The 19462-nt window shown below is 52.5% G+C and carries 16 protein-coding genes; 15 read left to right on the top strand and 1 reads right to left on the bottom strand.

The window, feature by feature from the left end; all coding sequences use genetic code 11:
* The first annotated feature begins 466 nt into the window (after window positions 1-466).
* The 10 genes from TBK1r_RS08845 (at window position 467) to TBK1r_RS08800 (ending at window position 9972) form a co-directional block, all read left to right on the top strand.
* Window positions 467-1528, top strand: coding sequence for a glycosyltransferase family 2 protein (locus TBK1r_RS08845; protein WP_145209046.1), 1062 nt, complete (start codon window positions 467-469; stop codon window positions 1526-1528).
* Window positions 1529-1538: 10 nt separating this feature from the next.
* A complete protein-coding gene (locus tag TBK1r_RS08840; RefSeq protein WP_419581142.1) occupies window positions 1539-2249 on the top strand; it encodes a class I SAM-dependent methyltransferase in 711 nt (236 codons plus the stop codon).
* Window positions 2246-3478, top strand: coding sequence for a glycosyltransferase (locus tag TBK1r_RS08835; RefSeq protein WP_145209042.1), 1233 nt, complete (start codon window positions 2246-2248; stop codon window positions 3476-3478). Before TBK1r_RS08840 ends, TBK1r_RS08835 begins: the two co-directional genes overlap by 4 nt.
* Before the next feature lie 56 nt (window positions 3479-3534).
* Window positions 3535-4230: a methyltransferase domain-containing protein gene (locus tag TBK1r_RS08830; protein ID WP_419581141.1), complete on the top strand. Its 696-nt coding sequence runs from the start codon at window positions 3535-3537 to the stop codon at window positions 4228-4230.
* A 63-nt stretch (window positions 4231-4293) separates the two neighbouring features.
* Window positions 4294-5235: a glycosyltransferase family 2 protein gene (locus TBK1r_RS08825; RefSeq protein WP_419581140.1), complete on the top strand. Its 942-nt coding sequence runs from the start codon at window positions 4294-4296 to the stop codon at window positions 5233-5235.
* Between the two features lie 6 nt (window positions 5236-5241).
* Window positions 5242-6138 carry a hypothetical protein gene (locus TBK1r_RS08820; protein ID WP_145209038.1) on the top strand — a complete coding sequence of 299 codons (897 nt, stop codon included), beginning with the start codon at window positions 5242-5244 and terminating at the stop codon, window positions 6136-6138.
* Between the two features lie 78 nt (window positions 6139-6216).
* Complete coding sequence (locus tag TBK1r_RS08815; RefSeq protein ID WP_145209036.1) at window positions 6217-7020, top strand: hypothetical protein; 804 nt, start codon at window positions 6217-6219, stop codon at window positions 7018-7020.
* Window positions 7021-7056: 36 nt separating this feature from the next.
* A complete protein-coding gene (locus tag TBK1r_RS08810) occupies window positions 7057-7836 on the top strand; it encodes a glycosyltransferase family 29 protein (RefSeq protein ID WP_145209034.1) in 780 nt (259 codons plus the stop codon).
* A complete protein-coding gene (locus TBK1r_RS08805) occupies window positions 7826-8863 on the top strand; it encodes a KpsF/GutQ family sugar-phosphate isomerase (RefSeq protein ID WP_145209032.1) in 1038 nt (345 codons plus the stop codon). Before TBK1r_RS08810 ends, TBK1r_RS08805 begins: the two co-directional genes overlap by 11 nt.
* A gap of 5 nt (window positions 8864-8868) precedes the next feature.
* Window positions 8869-9972, top strand: coding sequence for a sulfotransferase (locus tag TBK1r_RS08800; RefSeq protein WP_145209030.1), 1104 nt, complete (start codon window positions 8869-8871; stop codon window positions 9970-9972).
* A 48-nt stretch (window positions 9973-10020) separates the two neighbouring features.
* On the opposite strand, the gene TBK1r_RS08795 is transcribed toward TBK1r_RS08800, so the two are convergent.
* Window positions 10021-11184, bottom strand: a complete 1164-nt coding sequence (locus TBK1r_RS08795) for an ISAs1 family transposase (RefSeq protein WP_145207505.1) — start codon at window positions 11182-11184, stop codon at window positions 10021-10023.
* Between the two features lie 180 nt (window positions 11185-11364).
* On the opposite strand from TBK1r_RS08795, the gene TBK1r_RS08790 reads away from it, so the two are divergent.
* The 5 genes from TBK1r_RS08790 (at window position 11365) to TBK1r_RS08770 (ending at window position 19433) form a co-directional block, all read left to right on the top strand.
* Window positions 11365-12597: a glycosyltransferase family 4 protein gene (locus tag TBK1r_RS08790; protein WP_145209028.1), complete on the top strand. Its 1233-nt coding sequence runs from the start codon at window positions 11365-11367 to the stop codon at window positions 12595-12597.
* Complete coding sequence (locus TBK1r_RS08785) at window positions 12594-13559, top strand: polysaccharide deacetylase family protein (protein ID WP_145209026.1); 966 nt, start codon at window positions 12594-12596, stop codon at window positions 13557-13559. The genes TBK1r_RS08790 and TBK1r_RS08785 overlap by 4 nt, the downstream gene beginning before the upstream one ends.
* Before the next feature lie 2 nt (window positions 13560-13561).
* Window positions 13562-15445 (top strand): carbamoyltransferase family protein, encoded by a 1884-nt coding sequence (locus TBK1r_RS08780; RefSeq protein ID WP_145209024.1) that lies wholly within the window; start codon window positions 13562-13564, stop codon window positions 15443-15445.
* 83 nt (window positions 15446-15528) lie between these two features.
* Window positions 15529-18273, top strand: coding sequence for a hypothetical protein (locus TBK1r_RS08775; RefSeq protein WP_145209022.1), 2745 nt, complete (start codon window positions 15529-15531; stop codon window positions 18271-18273).
* A gap of 29 nt (window positions 18274-18302) precedes the next feature.
* Complete coding sequence (locus TBK1r_RS08770; protein ID WP_419581139.1) at window positions 18303-19433, top strand: glycosyltransferase; 1131 nt, start codon at window positions 18303-18305, stop codon at window positions 19431-19433.
* Window positions 19434-19462: the final 29 nt, after the last annotated feature.

Below are 19462 nucleotides of genomic sequence, written 5' to 3'. Positions count from 1 at the left end.
TGGAGGATACTGGCGGCATGTTATTGAGAGTTTTGTTCTGTGGAATGAGTGCGAATTAGATCAATTCAAAATGAGAGAACTTGGTTCGAACACAGGGCTGGCGCATAGGTGCTTGAATCCGCGTTCTATGTCAATTTTCTTTTGTGCAGAGTTGAACCAAGTCGATTGACAAGAGCGCTTGTGGAAATGGAAAGCGTCGTGCGACACTTCGCTGACTCAGTAAGGCGTTTGCAGGGATGCAGGTGCGTTCGAGTGAGTCACATCGTAAGTGTTTTCATGCGACGGTTCGCTTTGGCGGTTACTCGCTTCCAGTCAGTTTTCTGAAAGAACCAAATAAGAGCCAAATAAAGAGCGGCTTAGTGATTCGTTGTCTGTTTCTCTTGTTAAGTGACTTTCATTAAGGGCGGTACTAGAACGGTGCGGATTATTCAGGTGTGTCTTTGCAACAGAAGATTTTGAGTTTTTTATGCGGCTGTCTATCATCCTGCCAGTCTATAACGGTGAGACTCATGTCAAGCGTGCTATTCAATCTGCGCTTCAGCAACATGTTAGTGAAGTTGAGGTTATCGTCGTCGATGATGCATCTACTGATGGAACGGTTGGTGTGGTAGAGAGTCTCACGCAAACGGATTCTCGGATTCAGGTTTGTCGACTGGAGGACAATGTAGGAGTTCACGCGGCGCGGCACGAAGGCGTAAAGCGTGCGGTTGGCAAGTACGTGGGGTTTTTAGATGCAGATGATTGGATTGGCAGGTACTGCTACCAAGACCTGATCGCTGCATGCGAGGAGTCAAACTCGGACGCCGCAATTTGCGGAATGTTCCTCGCAAAAGGCAGTGGCGGAAATGAATGCAGGGCCCATGTGCGATTTCCGCATCGGAAAGTTTATGACGATTGTCTCTTCGAGCGATTCTGTAGCTGGGAATTTAAATCAGGTTCTCTGTGCAACAAGGTGTATCGCAGTGAGTTGATCAAATCACTGGACGCGTGGAGCACGTCACGACGCGTGAGTATCAATGAGGACTATCTTGTTAATATTAATTTCTTCATGGCAGCCAAGCGAGTAGTGACGATTTCGGAGATGGGTTACTTTGCGTTCGAAGATTGCCGCAGCGTGACGCGAACGTCTGAGAATGTTTCGTTGCTGGCCGGGGCTTTAGTTGCTTATTTAGAAGCTGTCAGGATCATCGGAAGTGATGACGAAGAAAGTTTGAAGCAATTAGATCGGCTTTTTTGTAGAACTCTGAGCTTTCCTGTCTATTCGGTCGATCCGTTTCGCGTTTCTACAGAGCGGCAGTTGGTGCTTAACGGCCTCATTCAGGATATTTGTCGCATCCGACCTGAATTTCTTTATAAGTGGGCGACGGCGAAAAGCGTCAGTCCCCGTAGCCCACGTCGTCTTGAAGGTAAAGGTGGAAAGTTGATGTCACTCTTGCCCGCTCGAGTTTTGGAATCGCTAAGAAAGGCTCTTGGGGTCACCCATGCCGAGATCGGCAAACGGTCGAATCATCCGAATTCTGCTGAGTAACGCTAAATTTATGACGAATGATAAGTTCAAGGCGGAGATATTTCGCGACAACCGTTTTGCGCCTTCCAAGGCAGATAGGCTGTATTGGCATTTGATCTGCCTTCGAGATTTAATGATGAAGGTGTCGACTACATATGTTGCAGGCAGCAGGGATGCATTAATGCTCGATTTTGGTTGCGGCAGCATGCCGTATCGACCTTGCTTTGAGCCTCATGTCAAAGAATTTGTTGGATATGATTTGCCTGGCAACGATCTGGCCGATGGCACCGTTGACGATCAGGGACGGCTTTCGTGTGAAACTGATTCGGTCGACTTTGTGCTGTCTTCGCAAGTTCTTGAGCACGTTGGTGACGCAAATCTGTACCTGTCAGAGGCGTTGCGTGTACTTAAGCCTGGCGGAAAACTCATTCTCTCAACGCACGGAGTTTGGAGGTATCACCCAGATCCCACCGATTTTTGGCGATGGACCTGTGATGGGCTTAGGCGAATTATCGAGGAAACTGGTTTTGAAATTGTTGACTTGGAGGGCATGATGGGGCCCGCGGCGACGGCGATTCAGCTTTGGCAGGATGCCACACTTCCGCGCGTTCCGAAGTATTGCAAACGCTACTTCACTTGGTTTACCCAGCGAATGATGGAACGTGCAGATAAAAAGTGTTCACAGGATGCGAGAAATCGGGACGCCTGCGTATACGTCGTGGTTGCACAAAAGCCGGTATGAGTTCCCCCCGAATTTTAATCGCAAAACCGAAGCCTTCCGAGGTTTCGGAGACGTTCATTCGATTGCACGAGCAACGGTTGGAGGGTGTTCAAGGCGTTGTGTACTTCCAGGATCAGATTCCGTATCTGAATAAATCACCTGCGCTCCGTCAAACGTTTGCTCCAAGAGCGTCGCGTAAGATCCAACGGATGCTAAGTCGGGCAGACTGGAAACAAGAGATTGAAGACGGAATCGAGGCTGCCATCAAGAAGTCGGCGGCCGGGGTCGTCCTTGCCGAATACGGGATGGCAGGGGTGAAGGTCGCGGCGGCTTGCCAGCGACTGGGAATCCCGCTGGTCGTGCACTTCCATGGTTATGACGCATGTTCCAGCGAAATCCTTGATTCGGTGGGACGTGGCTACCCGGCCATGTTTCGGTGTGCCGCGGCCGTCATTGCAGTCTCGTATGAAATGGAGCGGAGGCTGCTGGCCCTGGGGTGCCCCGCGGAAAAGCTGATCTACTGCCCCTATGGCGTCGACGTGGCGAGATTCGTCGATTGCTCCTCCATTGAGACTCCTCCTACGTTTCTAAGCGTTGGTCGGTTTGTCGATAAGAAAGCTCCACATTTGACATTACTCGCGTTTGAAAAACTGGTCCGCAATGATTCATCGGCTCGATTGATCATGATCGGAGACGGTCCCCTGCTTGGATCCTGTCAAGACATGGTCTTGGCTCTGGGGATCGCCGAGTCCGTCACCTTCATGGGGAGCCAGTCTCATGAAGTTGTTGCACAGAAGATGCAGGCGTGCCGTGCGTTCGTGATGCATTCGGTGACCGCTTTCAACGGAGACATGGAGGGGACGCCTAACGCCGTCCTTGAAGCGGGGGCGTGCGGGAAGGCTGTCGTCGCAACCCGCCACGCCGGCATCCCCGATGTTGTTGTCGAAGGTGAAACAGGATTGCTAAGTGACGAACGCGACGTTTGCAACATGGCGATGCAGATGACTGAATTAGTCGGACACCCCGCGGTCGCCCAGGCACTGGGCCGCCAAGCGGCCGAACGTGTCCGTCGCTATTACCCGCTCGGGTCAAGCCTCAAGCGTTTGTCGACGATACTCGAGGCTGTGTGCAGTGGCGCTGATCTTTCGGCGGTCAGGGATAAGATCGCAGATTCGTTGCCGCCTCGGTCGTCACGCCGATTAAGTGACACAAAGGTGGTGTTAAATCGGCCAAAGTTCTCGCAGGGTTGAGTTTCCTTGAGTCGAGCTTCTGCGATGCAGTTTTTAAACCCTTTGGGAACGGTTGCGTGAAAAATTTGCTGAAAGCCTGTTTGCCCTTCATTTGGAAAAGGTATTGCCCGATCTGCGATTTTCGCGGACGCAATTTTGAAGATTTTGGCAGGCCATTGCGTAAAGAGGTTCGCTGTCCAGGATGCAGATCCTTGGAGCGGCACCGTCTGGTCTGGTGGTATTTTCTTCGGGAGACCGATGTGATGAATAGCCAGCCAGCAATGCTGCACGTCGCCCCAGAGCCTTGCCTGCGTCCGCATTTCAAGGAGCATATCGGAGAGAGTTATCTGACCGCCGATTTATTGGCCAATGACGTAGATGTAAATATGGACATTACGGAGATTCAATATCCGGACAATACATTTGATGTCATCTATTGCAGCCATGTACTGGAGCATGTGCCCGACGATCGCAAAGCCATGAAAGAGTTTCTCCGAGTGCTGAACCCCGACGGCTTCGCCGTTCTGATGGTCCCCATCACCGCAGAGCAGACCGTGGAAGATCCTTCGGTTACAGATCCGCAAGAACGACTGCGATTGTTCGGTCAAGAAGATCATGTTCGTCGCTATGGGCCGGATTTTTCCGAGCGTCTTCGAGGGGCTGGATTTGTCGTAGATGAAATGACGCCGAATCGGTTTTGCAGCGAAGCCGAACAACGGGCCTCACGGTTACCCGATGAAGACCGAATCTATGTCTGTCGACGCAAGCATTAGCGGCCAGGTGTCCGATTCCTGCGCGCTCCATCATTCATATTCATTTCGCCCGGCCCCGATCAAGTGACGCCCGTATCAGTTGTCATCCCGTGTTACAACGGTGAAGCGTTTATCGAAGAAACCATCCGCTCCATTTTGGCGCAGACCCATCAGGTCGATGAGATTCTGGTGATCGACGACGGATCCACCGATCGTTCCGCATCCCTGGCTGAAGGCTTGGATACTATTGTCCGTGTGATACGGCAAGCGAACCAGGGAGAATCGATCGCTCGCAATCGTGGTTTGGACGAGGCTCGTGGGGAGTGGGTGGCATTTCTGGATGCGGATGACCGATGGGAATCCACGAAGCTAGAGCGGCAATTGATGCTCTTGGATAGACACACGGATGCCGTCTGCTTACACAGCGACTATTATGAATTTGATGATCAAGGGCAGTCAAAGTCACATTTCGACTATGAAACAGAGTACGCAAGCCGAACCCAGGTCGAAGCATTGATTTGTTCCCCGCTGGTACATGTAAGCACCGCGATGGTGAAAAATCCGTGCCCGGTTCGATTTCCCGCTTGGACACAGCGGGCTGAAGACATGATTTTCTTCGCGGAGCTTTCGCTACATGGTTCCTTCGCTTGTTGTCCAGAGCAGTTGATGGGGTATCGCTCACATCCGGGCCAGCAGCACCGCGACGGAGACCATCGCGTGCCGCACCATAAGAGCCGGTTGGATTGGGTGCTACGGTCTAAAAACCTGTTGGGAGATGCATTGGCGGTGAAGTTAGAAACCCTGCTGTTGCAGGAACTTGTTGAGCGTCTTGAGTTGGCTAAGTATCAACGTCGTTGGACTGACTATTGGAAGCTCCGCGATTATGGTCGATCGCTTCAATGGCCAGACGGCGAACCCAAAGTGCTTCACGAAATGATTTACCCCAGAGCAATTTACGGATTTAAAGATCTATGCGATTCCTTGCACGCTCGCCTTTTCTCCAGAGTCGTGTCGCCAGAACGCTAAAACATCATGATTACTTTCGCAACATTTCATGTCGATCTTTCGGATCGGCGTGCGCGTCGCGTTTTGCCATACGGAGCGGCGTTTCGCGATCAGTATCTTCAGATGATCGATCTGATGTTCCGGTCCGCGTCGCTATTTCACCCCAACTGTAGAAAGGTCGTTCTTACGGATGAAGCGACTTTGTTTCCACAAAATTGGGGCGACATTGAGATCCATCGCTTTGATATCGAACCTAAAACCCCGATGTTCAGCCGAGTTGTTTCTCAAGAACGATACGTGCAGCAATATGATTTCGGCGGTCCGCTGATTCTGCTCGACTGCGATATGCTCTTCAATCGATCATTCGCTGGACTTTTTCCAAATTCCGATTTTGATATCGGGTTAACATACGTCGAACGCAACGACCAGCCTTTGAACGGCGGCTTGATCATCCTGGCTGATAGACATCCCGAAATCTGTAGCCAGTTCTTTCAGCGATTTCGGGAGATTACGGAGTCAGATTTTTCGGATAAACATGCGTGGTTCTGTGATCAGCTGGCCTTGGCGAAAATGATTGATTTGGACTCGACGGTGTCCGTTGGTGAGCAAAGCAACGGTCGGCGTCGTGCTACGGTCGACGAAGCGCGGATCGAATTGTGGCCCTGCGCAACTCATAACTTTACTCCCGAAAATACGTTCAGCACCATACTGGATGCTGATCAGGGAAGCTGGCTGCTGCACTTCAAGGGTGCACAGAAACGGCTGATGCCCCACTACTGGCGTGCTCATCTGGAAGGCCAGTCTGGAGGCGGCTTCTTGTCTCCGCTCAGACGCTCAATTAGCAAGGCGGCCATCTTTATGGGGGCAGTCTACGAGTCCATTAAATGGCGTTTGCCAAAGCGGACCGAATCGCCAGCTGCTTGAATTCAACTGCAACTCTCTTACTGAGGACTACTTATGGGAAGGCGAATTAACAACTCCGATGGTTTAGCGATCGATCGCTTGGACACGATCTACATTGGATACGATCCTCGCGAGCATGTGGCGGTGCGGGTGCTGATGGAGTCCATTGAACGGCACGCGTCGCGTCCCATCAACGTCGTCACATTAAACGTGATGGGGCTGCGTCGGTCCGGGTTGTACCGTAGAACGCCGCATGTGGATTCGACGTGCTGGGGTAATCCACCGTCCAAAGACATGGTTGATGCATTCGACGGCCGGCCGTTTTCAACCGATTTCAGTTTCACTCGCTTCCTGGTGCCGTTTTTGAACCAGCTCGAAGGGTTTGCAGTCTTTATGGATTGCGACATGTATTTCCGCAAAGATCCCTGCCTGTTGTTCGATGAATTTGCGAAACAGGACGGACCTGCCATTCATTGTGTGCAGCATCAGTACGATGGCGGCGGTCAGGAACGCAAGATGTACGGTTGCCTACAAACGTCATACAGTCGCAAAAATTGGTCCAGCTTTGTGCTGTATAACTGCGGCCATCCAGCTCATCACATGCTGACAGTGGACGATGTCAACACGAAACCGGGGCGATGGCTGCATAATTTCCAATGGCTTCCCGACGACGAGATTGGCGCCCTGCCAGACCAGTGGAACTGGCTCGACGGGCATTCCGACGAGTCGACTGATCCCGCTAACGTCCATTTCACCACCGGCGGGCCATGGTTCGGCGAGGAAGCAGGGCTCGGTTATGACACTTGGAAGCCTAAGCGAGAAATTGATGCCAGATATTCCCAAGAGTGGCTTGAGCTCGCACGTGAATTCGCCGTGCTTCCCACGCCAGCCGAGACTCAGTAGTGGATCTTCTTGATGTCAATTTAATGGCCAGGGATAATGCAGGAAATTAGTCCGTTCGAGTTCCGCAAGCGATTTGCAATCTCAAAGTCGATCGCCATTGTGGGAAATGCGCCGACCATCATGGATCATGAGAATGGAGCCAAAATCGACAGTTTCGATTTGGTCGTTCGATTTAACCGTGCCACGACCTTGGGGCTTGAGACGAAGATCGGAAGCCGTACTGATATTCTGGTTGTTAACGCGAACAATTCTTTGGATCGAGCTCCGTCACCAGCAGAAACCGTCAAGCCGAAGTGCGTTGTCTTGTTCATCTCACCCAGGGGGGTGCCAGGTGCGAATTTGGAGGCGTTCTCGCAGTGGGTGGGGGATTTGCCGATTTTGATTGCTTTCGGTCCGGATCTTTTTGGAGTGCCAGGGGGTGACCGACAGCGCCCGTTGACTAGCGGGACCTATGTATTGCACATGCTGATGGGAATGCTTCAGCCAAAGCGGCTGTTCGTGACGGGATTCACGATGTTCGGTGCCGTTGGGGGGCCGGCAAAGAAGTACTACGACGATCCCCGCGGCTCGGTGGGCCACTTTCACGATATTGACGTGGAACAGAAGATTTTTTCTGAGTTGCTTAGCCGCTTTTCCGGAGATTTAGTGCTCACCAGCGACGTTCAAGATCTATGTGAAGGGGTCAAAACGAAAACGACCACGGGGGTAGGTGGGAAAGTTGTGACCCGAATTGCAGATGGTCTGTCATGGAGGATGATCAGATTCGGATTGCAATTGAGACGCATCGCGGAAGGTAAGGCATCCGGTGCAAATTAAAAAAACAGAAAACAGAGAGTCGGCGATGAGTCATACGGCTGAAAAAACAGGATGCTTGTTCGATGCGTTTTGCAGGATTCTGAGCAAGGAACGCGAGGCATTGCAACTGGTCGAGACTCATCTTGCTTCCCATCGCGATGCGATTCAGAACGCAGGCAGAATTCTCGGCCAATGTCGTGACGATGGGGATAGGCACGGACGACTGGTCGTCAGTGGCGTGGGAAAAGCAGGGATCATCGGACGCAAAGTCGCGGCAACCTTTAGCTCAACCGGAATTTCTGCTACGTTTTTGCATCCCGTCGAAGCATTGCACGGAGATTTAGGTTTTGTGCGTCCCTGTGATACCGGGCTGCTCTTTTCATACTCGGGTGAAACGATCGAGGTCGTTCGGCTGGCCGGAGAAATGAGGCGAACGGGTTGTTCATTGGTGTCTGTGACAAAAAGTCGCGACAGCAGTCTGGGAGTGCTCTGCGACTCCTCCATTGAAATTGGTCATGTTGACGAAGCTTGCAGTGTCGGTCTGGCTCCTTCGTCTTCCACGACCGCAATGCTGGCCATTGGCGATGCTCTCGCGTTGGGAGTCGCTCAGTCCAATGGTTTTAGTGAACAGGAATTTGCGAAGTATCATCCGGCGGGCTCGCTCGGTCTGAGGACACGCAGCGTTGCGGCTGAAATGCGAACGGGGGTGCGCATGGTTTGCATCTTACCTGAGACTCCCATCCGCGAAGTATTGGAATTGGTCAGTCAAGCCAAAACTGGGGCTGCGGTTCTGCAGGATCATACCGGAAAGCTTTATGGAATTTTCACTGACGGAGACCTTCGCCGAGCGCTCTTGGTGGGTGGATCGGTGTTGAGACAGCCAGTCGCCTTGTTTGCAACAGCCCCTTGCCGTGCGATCCGGCAGACTCAGTCACTTTCCGACGCGGTACGGCTGTTTTCTCAAACAGGGGTGGATGACCTTCCTGTTGTCAGTGATGAAGGCACGGTCGTGGGCCTGCTCGTCTTGAAAGATATTGCGAAATTTTAGGCAAAATGTTGAGGACATTCGCAACCCGTTGGCTTTGCTGGTTATTGAATCGAAGTGTTGTCCAACGCGGAATCGAAGATGTTGTCGTGCGTTCGCTACCTTCTCCTGCAGTGGCACCACCCGGATTCTTGCCCAACCAACGATTTGTGGGAAAGTCCTTAGAGTCTCGCAAAGACTCACCCATTTTTGTTACGTCTCGGTTCCGGAGTGGATCGACACTGTTATGGCGTTGCTTTCGAGAGTCATGCTCCTTCACCGCGTATTACGAACCACTGAATGAGCGGCGATGGTTTGATTTGCGGAGCCGCGGTGACCGTGTCGATGCGACTCATCGTGACGTCCAGGATTATTGGCGAGAGTACGACCAACTGGCATCGACGCCGGTCCCTTGGTCGGATCGTTGGGCCAGTCATGAGTTGTACCTTTCGCCCCAGCTTTCCCATGACACCCTGGACCAGTACCTGCGATTGCTAATTGACAAGGCACCGGGACGCGCATTGTTGCAGTTTAATCGCATTGATTTTCGACTGCACTGGTTGCGTTTACGGTTTCCGGATGCGGTTTTGTTACATTTGGTTCGGAATCCTAGGGATCAGTGGTTGTCGACGTTTCTAAGGGGATCGCCGGTAGGAAAGACCGCCAGAGTGTCCGGTTTTTCTCGATTCGATGAGTTCTACCTTTTGGCTTGGGCACGGGATCTTCGTCGGTGGTTTCCTGTGCTCGGTGAGATCGATGACATGCATCCTTTCGAACTCTCCTATTTGGTCTGGAGCATGTCGAATCGGTATGGGCGTAATTTTGCTGATTTGACAATTTGCTACGAAGAGCTTGTGTCCGAGCCAGAACAGTCGCTTGAGTTGGTCGGCAGTGTCTGCGGTTGCACCGGTTTGAACGAAACCGGCATCGCACAGACCATCGATGCCCGCCGCGTTGGACGCTGGCGTGACTACGCTGATGACGCATGGTTTTCGGCGCGAGAACGTCGAATCGATCGACTACTTGAGTGCACCGTCTTTCGGCATGGAAGCTGTGACTTCAATGTTGAAGTCAAGCGGCAATGTCCTTCGTTGAGCAACGATGGGTCATTCGGGCAATCAGAAGGAAATTGATGATTTATGCTTTGCCCACCACCCAGATCCACGACGATCGCACCAAAATTAGGCTGCAAACAGGAGTTTCTCGAGGAATTCGCTGTTCCAGCCAGCGATTTTTCGCTTCCGCCTGAGGCTCTTCTTCCGAGTGTCTCGCTTGAGAAGCGTCGTCACAAACCGACGAGCAAAGCTCATGTTCGATGTCGCGTTCTTGGTTCGGAGCCGACTGGAGTCCTCATGAAACACGACATCGAGGACCCAGTGCATGCTCTCTATACTCCAATGGCTACGAGCACAATTTGAGAATTCATGCACCCGCGCCGGTCGGCTCGAAATGTAGTAGCGAACATCGCTTGATTGCCGGTCACCACGAGTCGTGCAAGTATTCGCTTGGCAGATACTTTTTGCTCCTTTCCACTGGTCGGTCAGTTCGCGAAGTGCTTTTGGAATTGGGCAGGTCGCATAGAAGCGTTCCTCTTCACGCGCGGCCTGCTTTCCTGTGGTCGTCATTGCCCGAACACCGTGGGCTGTGAGCCCATCGTTATGGGCCATCTCAAAGTGATCGGCGATGGCAGCACAGAGCTTGGGATGGTTGTCTTTGACAGCGAACAGATAGTCGCCACCTCCCTCGACGATCTTTTCAGCAATCGACTTTTGGCATCCCATGGCATCGAGCGTCACGATCGAATTGCGTAAGTCGATTAGATCGAGCAATTCGGGAATTGCCGTGATTTCGTTGGACTTTGAGTCGACCTCGGTTTGCCCAAGCGTGACACCATTTGCGGTCGCCCAGGCACTGACGATATGAATCGCATCAGATTTCTCCGCATCGGTATAGGATCCGCGCACCGTCTTGCCATCGATCGCAACGTGAACGGGACGATTGTCGTCCTTGCTGGCGTGATCCCAATTAATCTCGCAGAGATGAGCGTGCCATTGAAGCAGCGCCTTCTGAAACTCGGCTGGTTTGATCAGGGACAACACTCGCGTGATGGTATCGTGAGACGGAATGCCGGCATCAAAGTCGGCGAATTTGGATAGCCAATCCAGTTTCTCACCACCGAAGCTTTCGATCTCATCAGGTCCGTCCGCGCCTGCGATGACCGCCGAGACAACCAAAAACAGAATCGAGTTAAGTGGATGGATTGTCCGGCCTGCGACTCGCGGGTCGCCGACCTGATCAAAACACTCGTGAAACACATCGATTTGGGAAGCCATTGCCATCTCCATAACAGGGCAGTGAAAAACCAGTCTGGCTGAATTTATTGGCAGAGGGGTTCACTGAGGCAAGGCTTCGACGAATACTGAAACCAGATTTTGGTGCGATCGTCGTGCACCCAGATCGATCTCCTTTGTGATCGGTTCTTATCTCTTGAGTGATGTGATCTTTCCCAGCCATGGCGACGGACTTTGAAAACTCGATTATTGCTCTCTGAAATCTTTCCCCCTCGTGTCGGCGGAAGTGGACGTTGGTTTCTGGAGGTGTACTCTAGGCTTAACGACGACCAAACGGTCGTTGCGTGCGGGCGATGCCCAGGGGATGTTGACTTTGATCGATCAATGGCTCGCTTGCCTATTGAACGATTGACGTTAGCGTCGTCCGAGTGGGGCCTGAAGAGCGTCTCCGGGCTACTCTATTACCGCCGAATCTATCGCGCCACCAAACAGCTTCTTTTAAGCAATGGCAGCCAGTGGGTTCATGCCGGACGTTGTCTTCCGGAGGGATGGATTGCCTGGATGCATCACAAGATTCGGGGAACTCGCTACTTGGTCTATGTTCATGGCGAAGATGTAGAAGCGGCAAGCTCCAGTAGAGAGCAGTCTTGGATGGTGCGGCGAGTCTTTTCAAATGCAGAGCGGTTGATTTCAAATAGTGAAAGCACGGCCAGGATTTTGCGAGACCGGTGGCAGGTCGAGCCGAAGAAAATTTGCGTCATGCACCCTGGCGTCGATACCGAACGGTTTGTGCCAGCAATCAACGAAATTCGTCGCAGCGGATGGACTAGCCGAACCGTCGTCTTAACGGTCGGCCGGCTTCAAGAACGCAAGGGGCATGACACCATGATCCGAGCGATTCCCGAACTGCTGAGGCATGTGCCCGATTTGCTGTACGCCATTGCGGGTGATGGAGACGAACGCAGACGTTTGGTGAAATTGGCAGCGGATCAAGGTGTCTCTGATCGCGTCGAATTCCTGGGTGAAGTGTCCGATAGTGAGCTGCTCACTCTCTACCAACAATGCGATGTTTTTGCACTTCCCAACCGTACAGTGGGACGAGACATAGAGGGTTTCGGAATCGTACTGTTGGAAGCACAGGCATGTGGACGCCCTGTAATTGCTGGTGACTCTGGTGGAACGTGCGAAGCATTCTTGCCTGGTCGAACTGGTGTATTAGCCGATTGCACGTCGCCAGAATCGCTCGCGGCCAATCTGCTCCCACTGCTAAAGGACCCGGTTCTTCGTTCTGAAATGGGGAAATCTGGCCGGCGATGGGTGCTTGATAATCTAAGCTGGGTGCGACTTTCTGAGCAGGCAAAGGAGCTGATCGCCGAGGTCGAGTCGGACCTCGGCGACGAAGGCAGAAATCGCAAACAAGAGGCCACATCAAGTCACCCTCAGATGTCAGGACCGCAGCGTCGATGAAGTTTGTCGTTACGATCGACACGGAAGAAGAGTGGGACTGGGACGCAGGGTTCCCGGTTCGCAATTCCTCCGTCAACAATATCCTCAAGCTGGAGCGGTTTCATGAACTGTGCCAGCGGTTTAATGTGGCGACGACCTATTTCGTGAACCACCCTGTTCTAGTTGAAGATTCAGCAGCGAGCATTATCCAGGAGTTTGCACGGACACCGCGTACAGAAATTGGTATGCATGTGCATCCCTGGGCGACTCCTCCCAAGGTGGGCGAAGATGAACTTGTTGCTTATTCGTTTCTCGAGAATCTTCCTGCCGATGTCGCTAACCAAAAACTCCAGATCACATATCAGCTCCTTCGAGAACGAGGATTCCGCCCTACGAGTTTCCGTGGAGGCCGCTATTCCAGTGGCCCCGTCACGTGGCAGTTTCTTTTAGAACATGGATTTCGCGCGGACGCTTCGATCTGCCCCTATAGCAGCTGGGCGGACGTGGGGGCGCCGGATTACGGCTCAGAAGGTGTTTTGCCCCGTCAAATTCGCCATGATCGGATCAGCGATGACATTGCGACCCTTTGGAGTATTCCATTAACCCGTGTTTATTCACGCACGCCTCACTACTTTTGGAACGCGGTAACGTCGGGAATTGAGGAATCTTGGCTCCGCCGGCTAAAGTTAATCGGAGCTATGGACGTACTCGGTCTAGTTCGTCGGATTTGGCTCAATTTTGAAACAGAATCTGTCAGTCGCATGAAGTGGTTGGTGATTCATGCTTCACGACTGCAGCTTCCTTATCTTTGCTTCACCGTGCATAGTTCTTCACTATCCGTCGGTCCAAACCCGTACGCACGAACATCGACAGATGTCGATCGAATCATGGATGGCATCGAACAGATATTTCAGCTGATGCAGGACCGCGGCAATTACGCGACCTGTACAGTCACCGAACTCGTAGAGCAATTGGAACAGTAACGATGAGAGTATTGGGAATCAGTCCGTTAGACAAAGACGCGACCGCGTCGTTTGTCGAAGATGGTCAAATTCTGTTCGCGTGTGGTGAAGAACGCTTGTCGCGAACGAAGCTGCAAGATGGTTTTCCAATGCGAGCGGTCAAGATGGGGCTTGAAAGAACCGGATGGGAAATCGATTCGATTGATGCGGTGGCGTACTCCTTTTTCGATGGGCAGACGGAAACTCGCCTGATGAATGAAGCCATGCATCATGATTTCGCATATCACTCTTCGTCGGGTACTAGCGAGTCACTGCAGGAACTTGCAAGGATTCACCGCTCGGGCTACACGCCCGATTTTAGCACATCGATACCGGGCCTTGCAGAATCCGAAGAAATGATGCCCCCGAAAGCTTGGTGCAAACAACAGATTTATCGCCTGGCAACGCTTTCGCCCAAATTAGATACTCGACTACATCGGCGAAATTTTCGAGAATGGGTGCGAGTGGCGTCAGCCGACCATCATCTGCGAACAGAGCAACTCACAGAAGGACTCCGCGAACTCGGCTTGTTGGAGAAACTCCAGCGTTTCAACCATCATTTATGCCATGCTGCCAACGCATACTATTGCTCGGGATTTGATGACGCCCTGGTCATGTCGTTCGATGGTTATGGATCAGGAAATTGCGGGGCCATCTATCGCGGAGGCAAAGGCGGACTTGAGAAACTGCATGAGTTTTCTTTTCCGAATTCCCTAGGGCAATTCTACGAATATGTGACCTCAGCACTCGGCTTTCGCCCAGGCCGCCACGAAGGGAAAATTGTTGGACTTGCGGCGTACGGTGATCCAACAATTCTTGGCCCGGTGCTGCGCGAGAGATTTACGGGAATGGATCAAGGCGATATTCGGATTCGTGCAGCAACCAATTTCTATTTTACTCGAATGTTAGCGCAGACATTTTCGAAACGAGATGTCGCCGCTGCCTATCAACGTATTCTTGAAGAAGTTGTTCAAGAAGTTGCGGATTTTTGGACTCGGAAGACCGGCCTGCGGAATGTATGCCTTTCAGGCGGCGTCAACGCAAACGTCAAACTCAATCAACGGATTCACGAGTGCGACGGTGTTGACTCGGTCTTCGTTTACCCCAATATGGGCGACGGAGGCTGTGGAACCGGTGCAGCATTGTTGGCGTTAAAAATGCCTTGCGTCTCTACCGAACCGCTTGCCGATGCATATCTTGGACCCGACTTTTCTGACCAGGAGATCGAAAATGCACTGCGAGCAGCCAACGTCCAATTTACTAAGCATGATGATATAGAGTCTGAGATTGCCAATCGGCTTGCCGAGAATCGTATAGTCGCCCGATTCAACGGCCGCATGGAGTATGGACCAAGAGCTTTGGGAAACCGATCCATTCTCTATCCGGCTCAAGACCCAGAGGTCAACCTATGGCTTAATCATCAGCTTGGACGCACCGAGTTCATGCCCTTCGCTCCCGCAGCAATCGCGGATGAAGCAAACAGTTTGTTCAAAGGAATCGGAGGTGCCGAGAAAACCGCTGAGTTCATGACGATCACGTTCGACTGCACCGAGGAGATGAAAAAGCTCTGTCCAGCCGCAGTCCACGTAGACGGAACTGCCCGCCCGCAATTGGTGAGCGCCGTTTCGAATCCAAGTTTTTACCGAATTCTGACTGCTTACCATCGGTTGACGGGAATTCCGGCGGTGATCAACACCAGCTTTAACATGCATGAAGAGCCGATCGTCGCTTCACCCGATGACGCGGTGCGGGCGTTTCTGCAAGGCCGAATCGACCTTCTTGCGATCGGTGCTTACCTCGCTCCCCATCCCAGCCTTTCAGAAATTTCGCAAGAACGGTCGCAGGAGTTCGCAGCCGGGTCACCGTAGTCGAAGGGGTGTGACATTTATATTTTCTTGCCACGAGATGCTGAACGACTCTCCGCGTGAATCCAAGCTTGACAGAATCCGAGATGTATCAAGAACAACACCTGGAGCAATGTTGGCACTTCAGCGTACGGGAACAACATGGCCTTGACCGAAGCGGACAGCCCTTTCAAATCGGATTGCCTGTTGTTGACGGCACGTCGGTCGATGGCTCGGTCGTGTTGGTCGATCAGTTCGATGAGATTGTTCCTGCCCAGCTTAACGTTCTCTCGACCTGGCCATCTGGTTCTCCTCGCTGGGTACTTATCTCCGCGGTGGCAGACGTTCCCGCGGGGGCAATTCGTTGGTTTCGAGTAATTCGCTTGAATTCTCTTTCGAGTGCTGTGCCCGCGGCGCTTCCGATCAATTTCGCGGCCAAACCCAACCAGCTATTTCAGATTCGAGGCGATGGGGTATGTGGTCTCCCAGGCCTGCAGGCCGATTTATGTGTCCATTGTGACGGCGGCCAACTAATGGTGGCAGATTGTCGGTCGCTACGAACCGTGTTCCACGGCTCGCGGATGCGTCAATGGGTGCTTGAGGGAACGATCGGAGGTAGGCGAAGGCTCGCGTACATTCTTCGGTTGACTGAATTTCGGGGAGTGGGCACTTTGAGGTGTGAGCTCACACTACACAATCCTCGCCGAGCGGAACACGCAGGCGGATTCTGGGACCTTGGTGACCCTCAATCTGAGTTGCTTGACTCCGTAACGGTCTCGATTCGAGCGGGCGTCGGCGCTCACCAGCGAATCGACTGGAAAGATCATTTCGACGGAGCATGGAATACACTATCCGAAGGTCAGCTGTCTTTGATGCAATTCGCTAGTGGTGGCAAGAATTGGCGTTCACGCACTCATGTAAACTCTGACGGCGTCGTCCCGAACTGGCCGAACGGATACCACCGACAAGCAGGGGCGGACCAAGCAACGGGCATGCGTGCAAGTCCAGTTGTTCGGTTGAGCGGAGCAGGCGGATCGGTCACGGCGACGGTTGCCGATTTTTGGGAAAAATTTCCGAGTGGGATCGAAGCAAATGGATCCTCTGTCGATATCCATTTTTTTCCGTCCTCACCCTATGGCAAGCAAGAACTGCAGGGAGGTGAACGCGTCTCCAAGACATTCTGGCTGAAGTGCGCAGAAGCCATCGGTCCACCGGATCGTTTAGATCGAATTCATGGCCCACTGGTCATCGTTCCGACCGGAGGGCCACTGTCTCTGCCCGACGTGTCCGGTCATCAATCGTTGCCCACTATTAATACCGATCGGCCTCGCTCTTCGGTTCCTGATGGACCAGCGCCCGGCCCGCAGTCGAGAGATGGGCATCGGACAGGCAACCGAGCAGAGCTACAAACGATTCACAATGAACCCGAATGGATGACGCGGGGCCTGGTTTCCCAGGTGGCCCGGACCTCCGAAGTCGACTACATCGAGGAATTGCTTTCGGGTGAATTTAACTTTTTTTGGAAACGTGAAGCCGTTGATGAGTATGGGTGGCGGAACTTCGGAGACTGCTGGGCAGACCATGAGGAAAAGTATTCAGACGATACCTCGCCGGTAATTTCCCATTACAACAATCAATACGATCTGCTGCATGGAATGCTTCAGCAATTCCTTCTTACCTCTGATTTGAAATGGTGGTCACTTGCACGTCCACTTGCCGAGCACATCATCGATATTGATCTCTATCACACGCGCGATGACAGGGCCGTTTACAACGGTGGGTTTTTCTGGCACACGGCCCACTATCGAGACGCATCCACCAGCACGCACCGGACCTGTTCTCGCAATATGGTCGGGGAAAAGCACGCAGTTCAGGGCGGAGGGCCGGGGAACGAGCACAATTACACGAGTGGCCTTCAACTCTATTACCACCTCACGGGTTCTGGGAGAGCGAAAGAAGCTGTCTTGATGCTCGCCGATTGGGTCCTCGCCATGGACGACGGGGAACGTAGTGTGCTAGCACCGTTGAGTGGTGTTTCGACTGGCAAGGCGAGTGCTACCAAGGAAGCAGGTTATCATGGGTTGGGGCGAGGCGTCGGCAATTCAATTAACGCATTGATCGATGCATGGCTACTCACCGGCAGTGAACGATATGTTGTGAAATGTAGAGAACTGATTTTTCGTAGCATTCATCCTCATGACGATATCGAATCACTGCAATTGCTTAATGCGGAACTCCGGTGGTCGTATCCTGTCGCGTTGCATGCGTTACTGCGTTTCGTGGAGATTGTCGGAGATGTCGATTCGAAAACGTCCTCTTATGCCATCTCAAGCGTCATGCACTATGCCCGTTGGATGGCTTCCAACGAACGTTTCTTTTTCGACGATATAGATCAGCTCGAATTTCCGACTGAAACGTGGGTTGCACAGGACTTAAGGAAAGGAACGCTGCTAATGGCCATTGCATCACATTTAGAATCAAGTGAATCAAAAACAATATATAAAATTGGAGAACGGCATTTTGATTCTGCTTGGCGAGATTTGATGGGATTCGAATCTAAGCATTTCACACGCCCCGCAGCAATTGTTCTCCAGCAGCTCCCGATCGCATGGCAATCTAGATGGCGATTCAAAAATAATTTTAAGCACGAAAGCAGTTGGAGGGACAGGGATATAAACTATCCTGCGCGGCAGCAGTTCGTGACGCAGAAAGATGACATAAGGTCGAAACTGCGGTCACCAAAAGGGCTTGTCAGCTTAGGAATGCGTGCAATCGTTCCGTACCGATGGAGGCACACGTTGCCCGAAACATCGCTTGGCCGGCGTTACCGGAAATGGTCTGCAAAGCGATGAGCCTCCGTCAACGTCCAACGATCTGTCAGGTGCTTCACTCACTGGTTATCGGTGGAGCAGAGTTATTGGCGCGAGATTATGCAATTCGCGCTCGAGAAGAGTTCAATACGGTTTTTGCCGTGCTGGATGAAATAGGCCCCATCGGCGAACAGCTCCGGGCTGACGGATTCGTGGTTGAATTGTTAGGACGCCGTCCTGGTCTCGATTTTGCAATGGCAAAGCGGCTGATATCGTTTTGCCGGGCCTACGATGCGGCGATGATCCACGCACAGCAGTATTCGCCGTTTTTTTATTCGGCTCTGGGGCGATTTCCCCGTTCGTATCCCCCAATACTGCTAACCGAACATGGACGTCATTTCCCTGATAGACGTCGGATCAAGCATGTGGTCGCTAATCGAATTTTGATCGGCCAAAGCGATCGATGCATTGCAGTCGGGGAGCAGGTTAAATCTGCCTTAATTCGAAACGAAGGTCTTCCAGCTGATCGGATCGACGTGATTTACAACGGCATTGATCTTGAGGCCTTTACGCCAAGCGCCTTGCTTCGCAAGCAATTTCGAGACGAATTGCGGCTCCGCGATTTCGAAATCGCGGTTGTTCAGGTGGCGCGGCTCCACCCTCTGAAGGACCACGCGACGGCATTGCGGGCGTTTACTCTTCTCGATAGCGACCCACAAATCCGGTTGTTTATTGTCGGTGATGGTGATCAGAGGCCCCAACTCGAATCGATTGTTGATAAGTTCAAGCTCAATCGTCGTGTAACGTTTTTGGGTGAACGAACCGACGTGGGCGGTCTACTTAACGCGGCCGACTTGTTCCTGCTTACAAGCATTTCAGAAGGGATACCTCTCACTCTCATTGAGGCAATGGCGACTTCGATTGCCTGTGTCGCGACCCGCGTCGGTGGAGTCCCGGAGGTCGTAGTCGACGGCGAAACGGGAACGCTTGTCGAGGCTGGTAACGCAAGCGGCATCGCACACGCGATTCGGCGTTTGGCGAATGATTCAGAGCTTCGGCGTCAATTCGGTGCCAGTGGGCTGGTAAGGGCCAATCTGCATTTTGGAGATCAGGCAATGCACGCCTCCTATCGGAGTCTCTACCGCGAGATGTGTCGGACATCGTATCCGCGGACCGCGGAGGTGGCAGTCGTTGGTCACTGATCTTCCTCCGAGCGACCCATCTGGGTACG

This window comes from Stieleria magnilauensis (genome assembly GCA_007753675.1).
GTDB lineage: Bacteria > Planctomycetota > Planctomycetia > Pirellulales > Pirellulaceae > Stieleria > Stieleria magnilauensis.
Note: the sequence above shows the minus strand (reverse complement) of the source record. Positions and strands in the feature narration are given on the sequence as shown.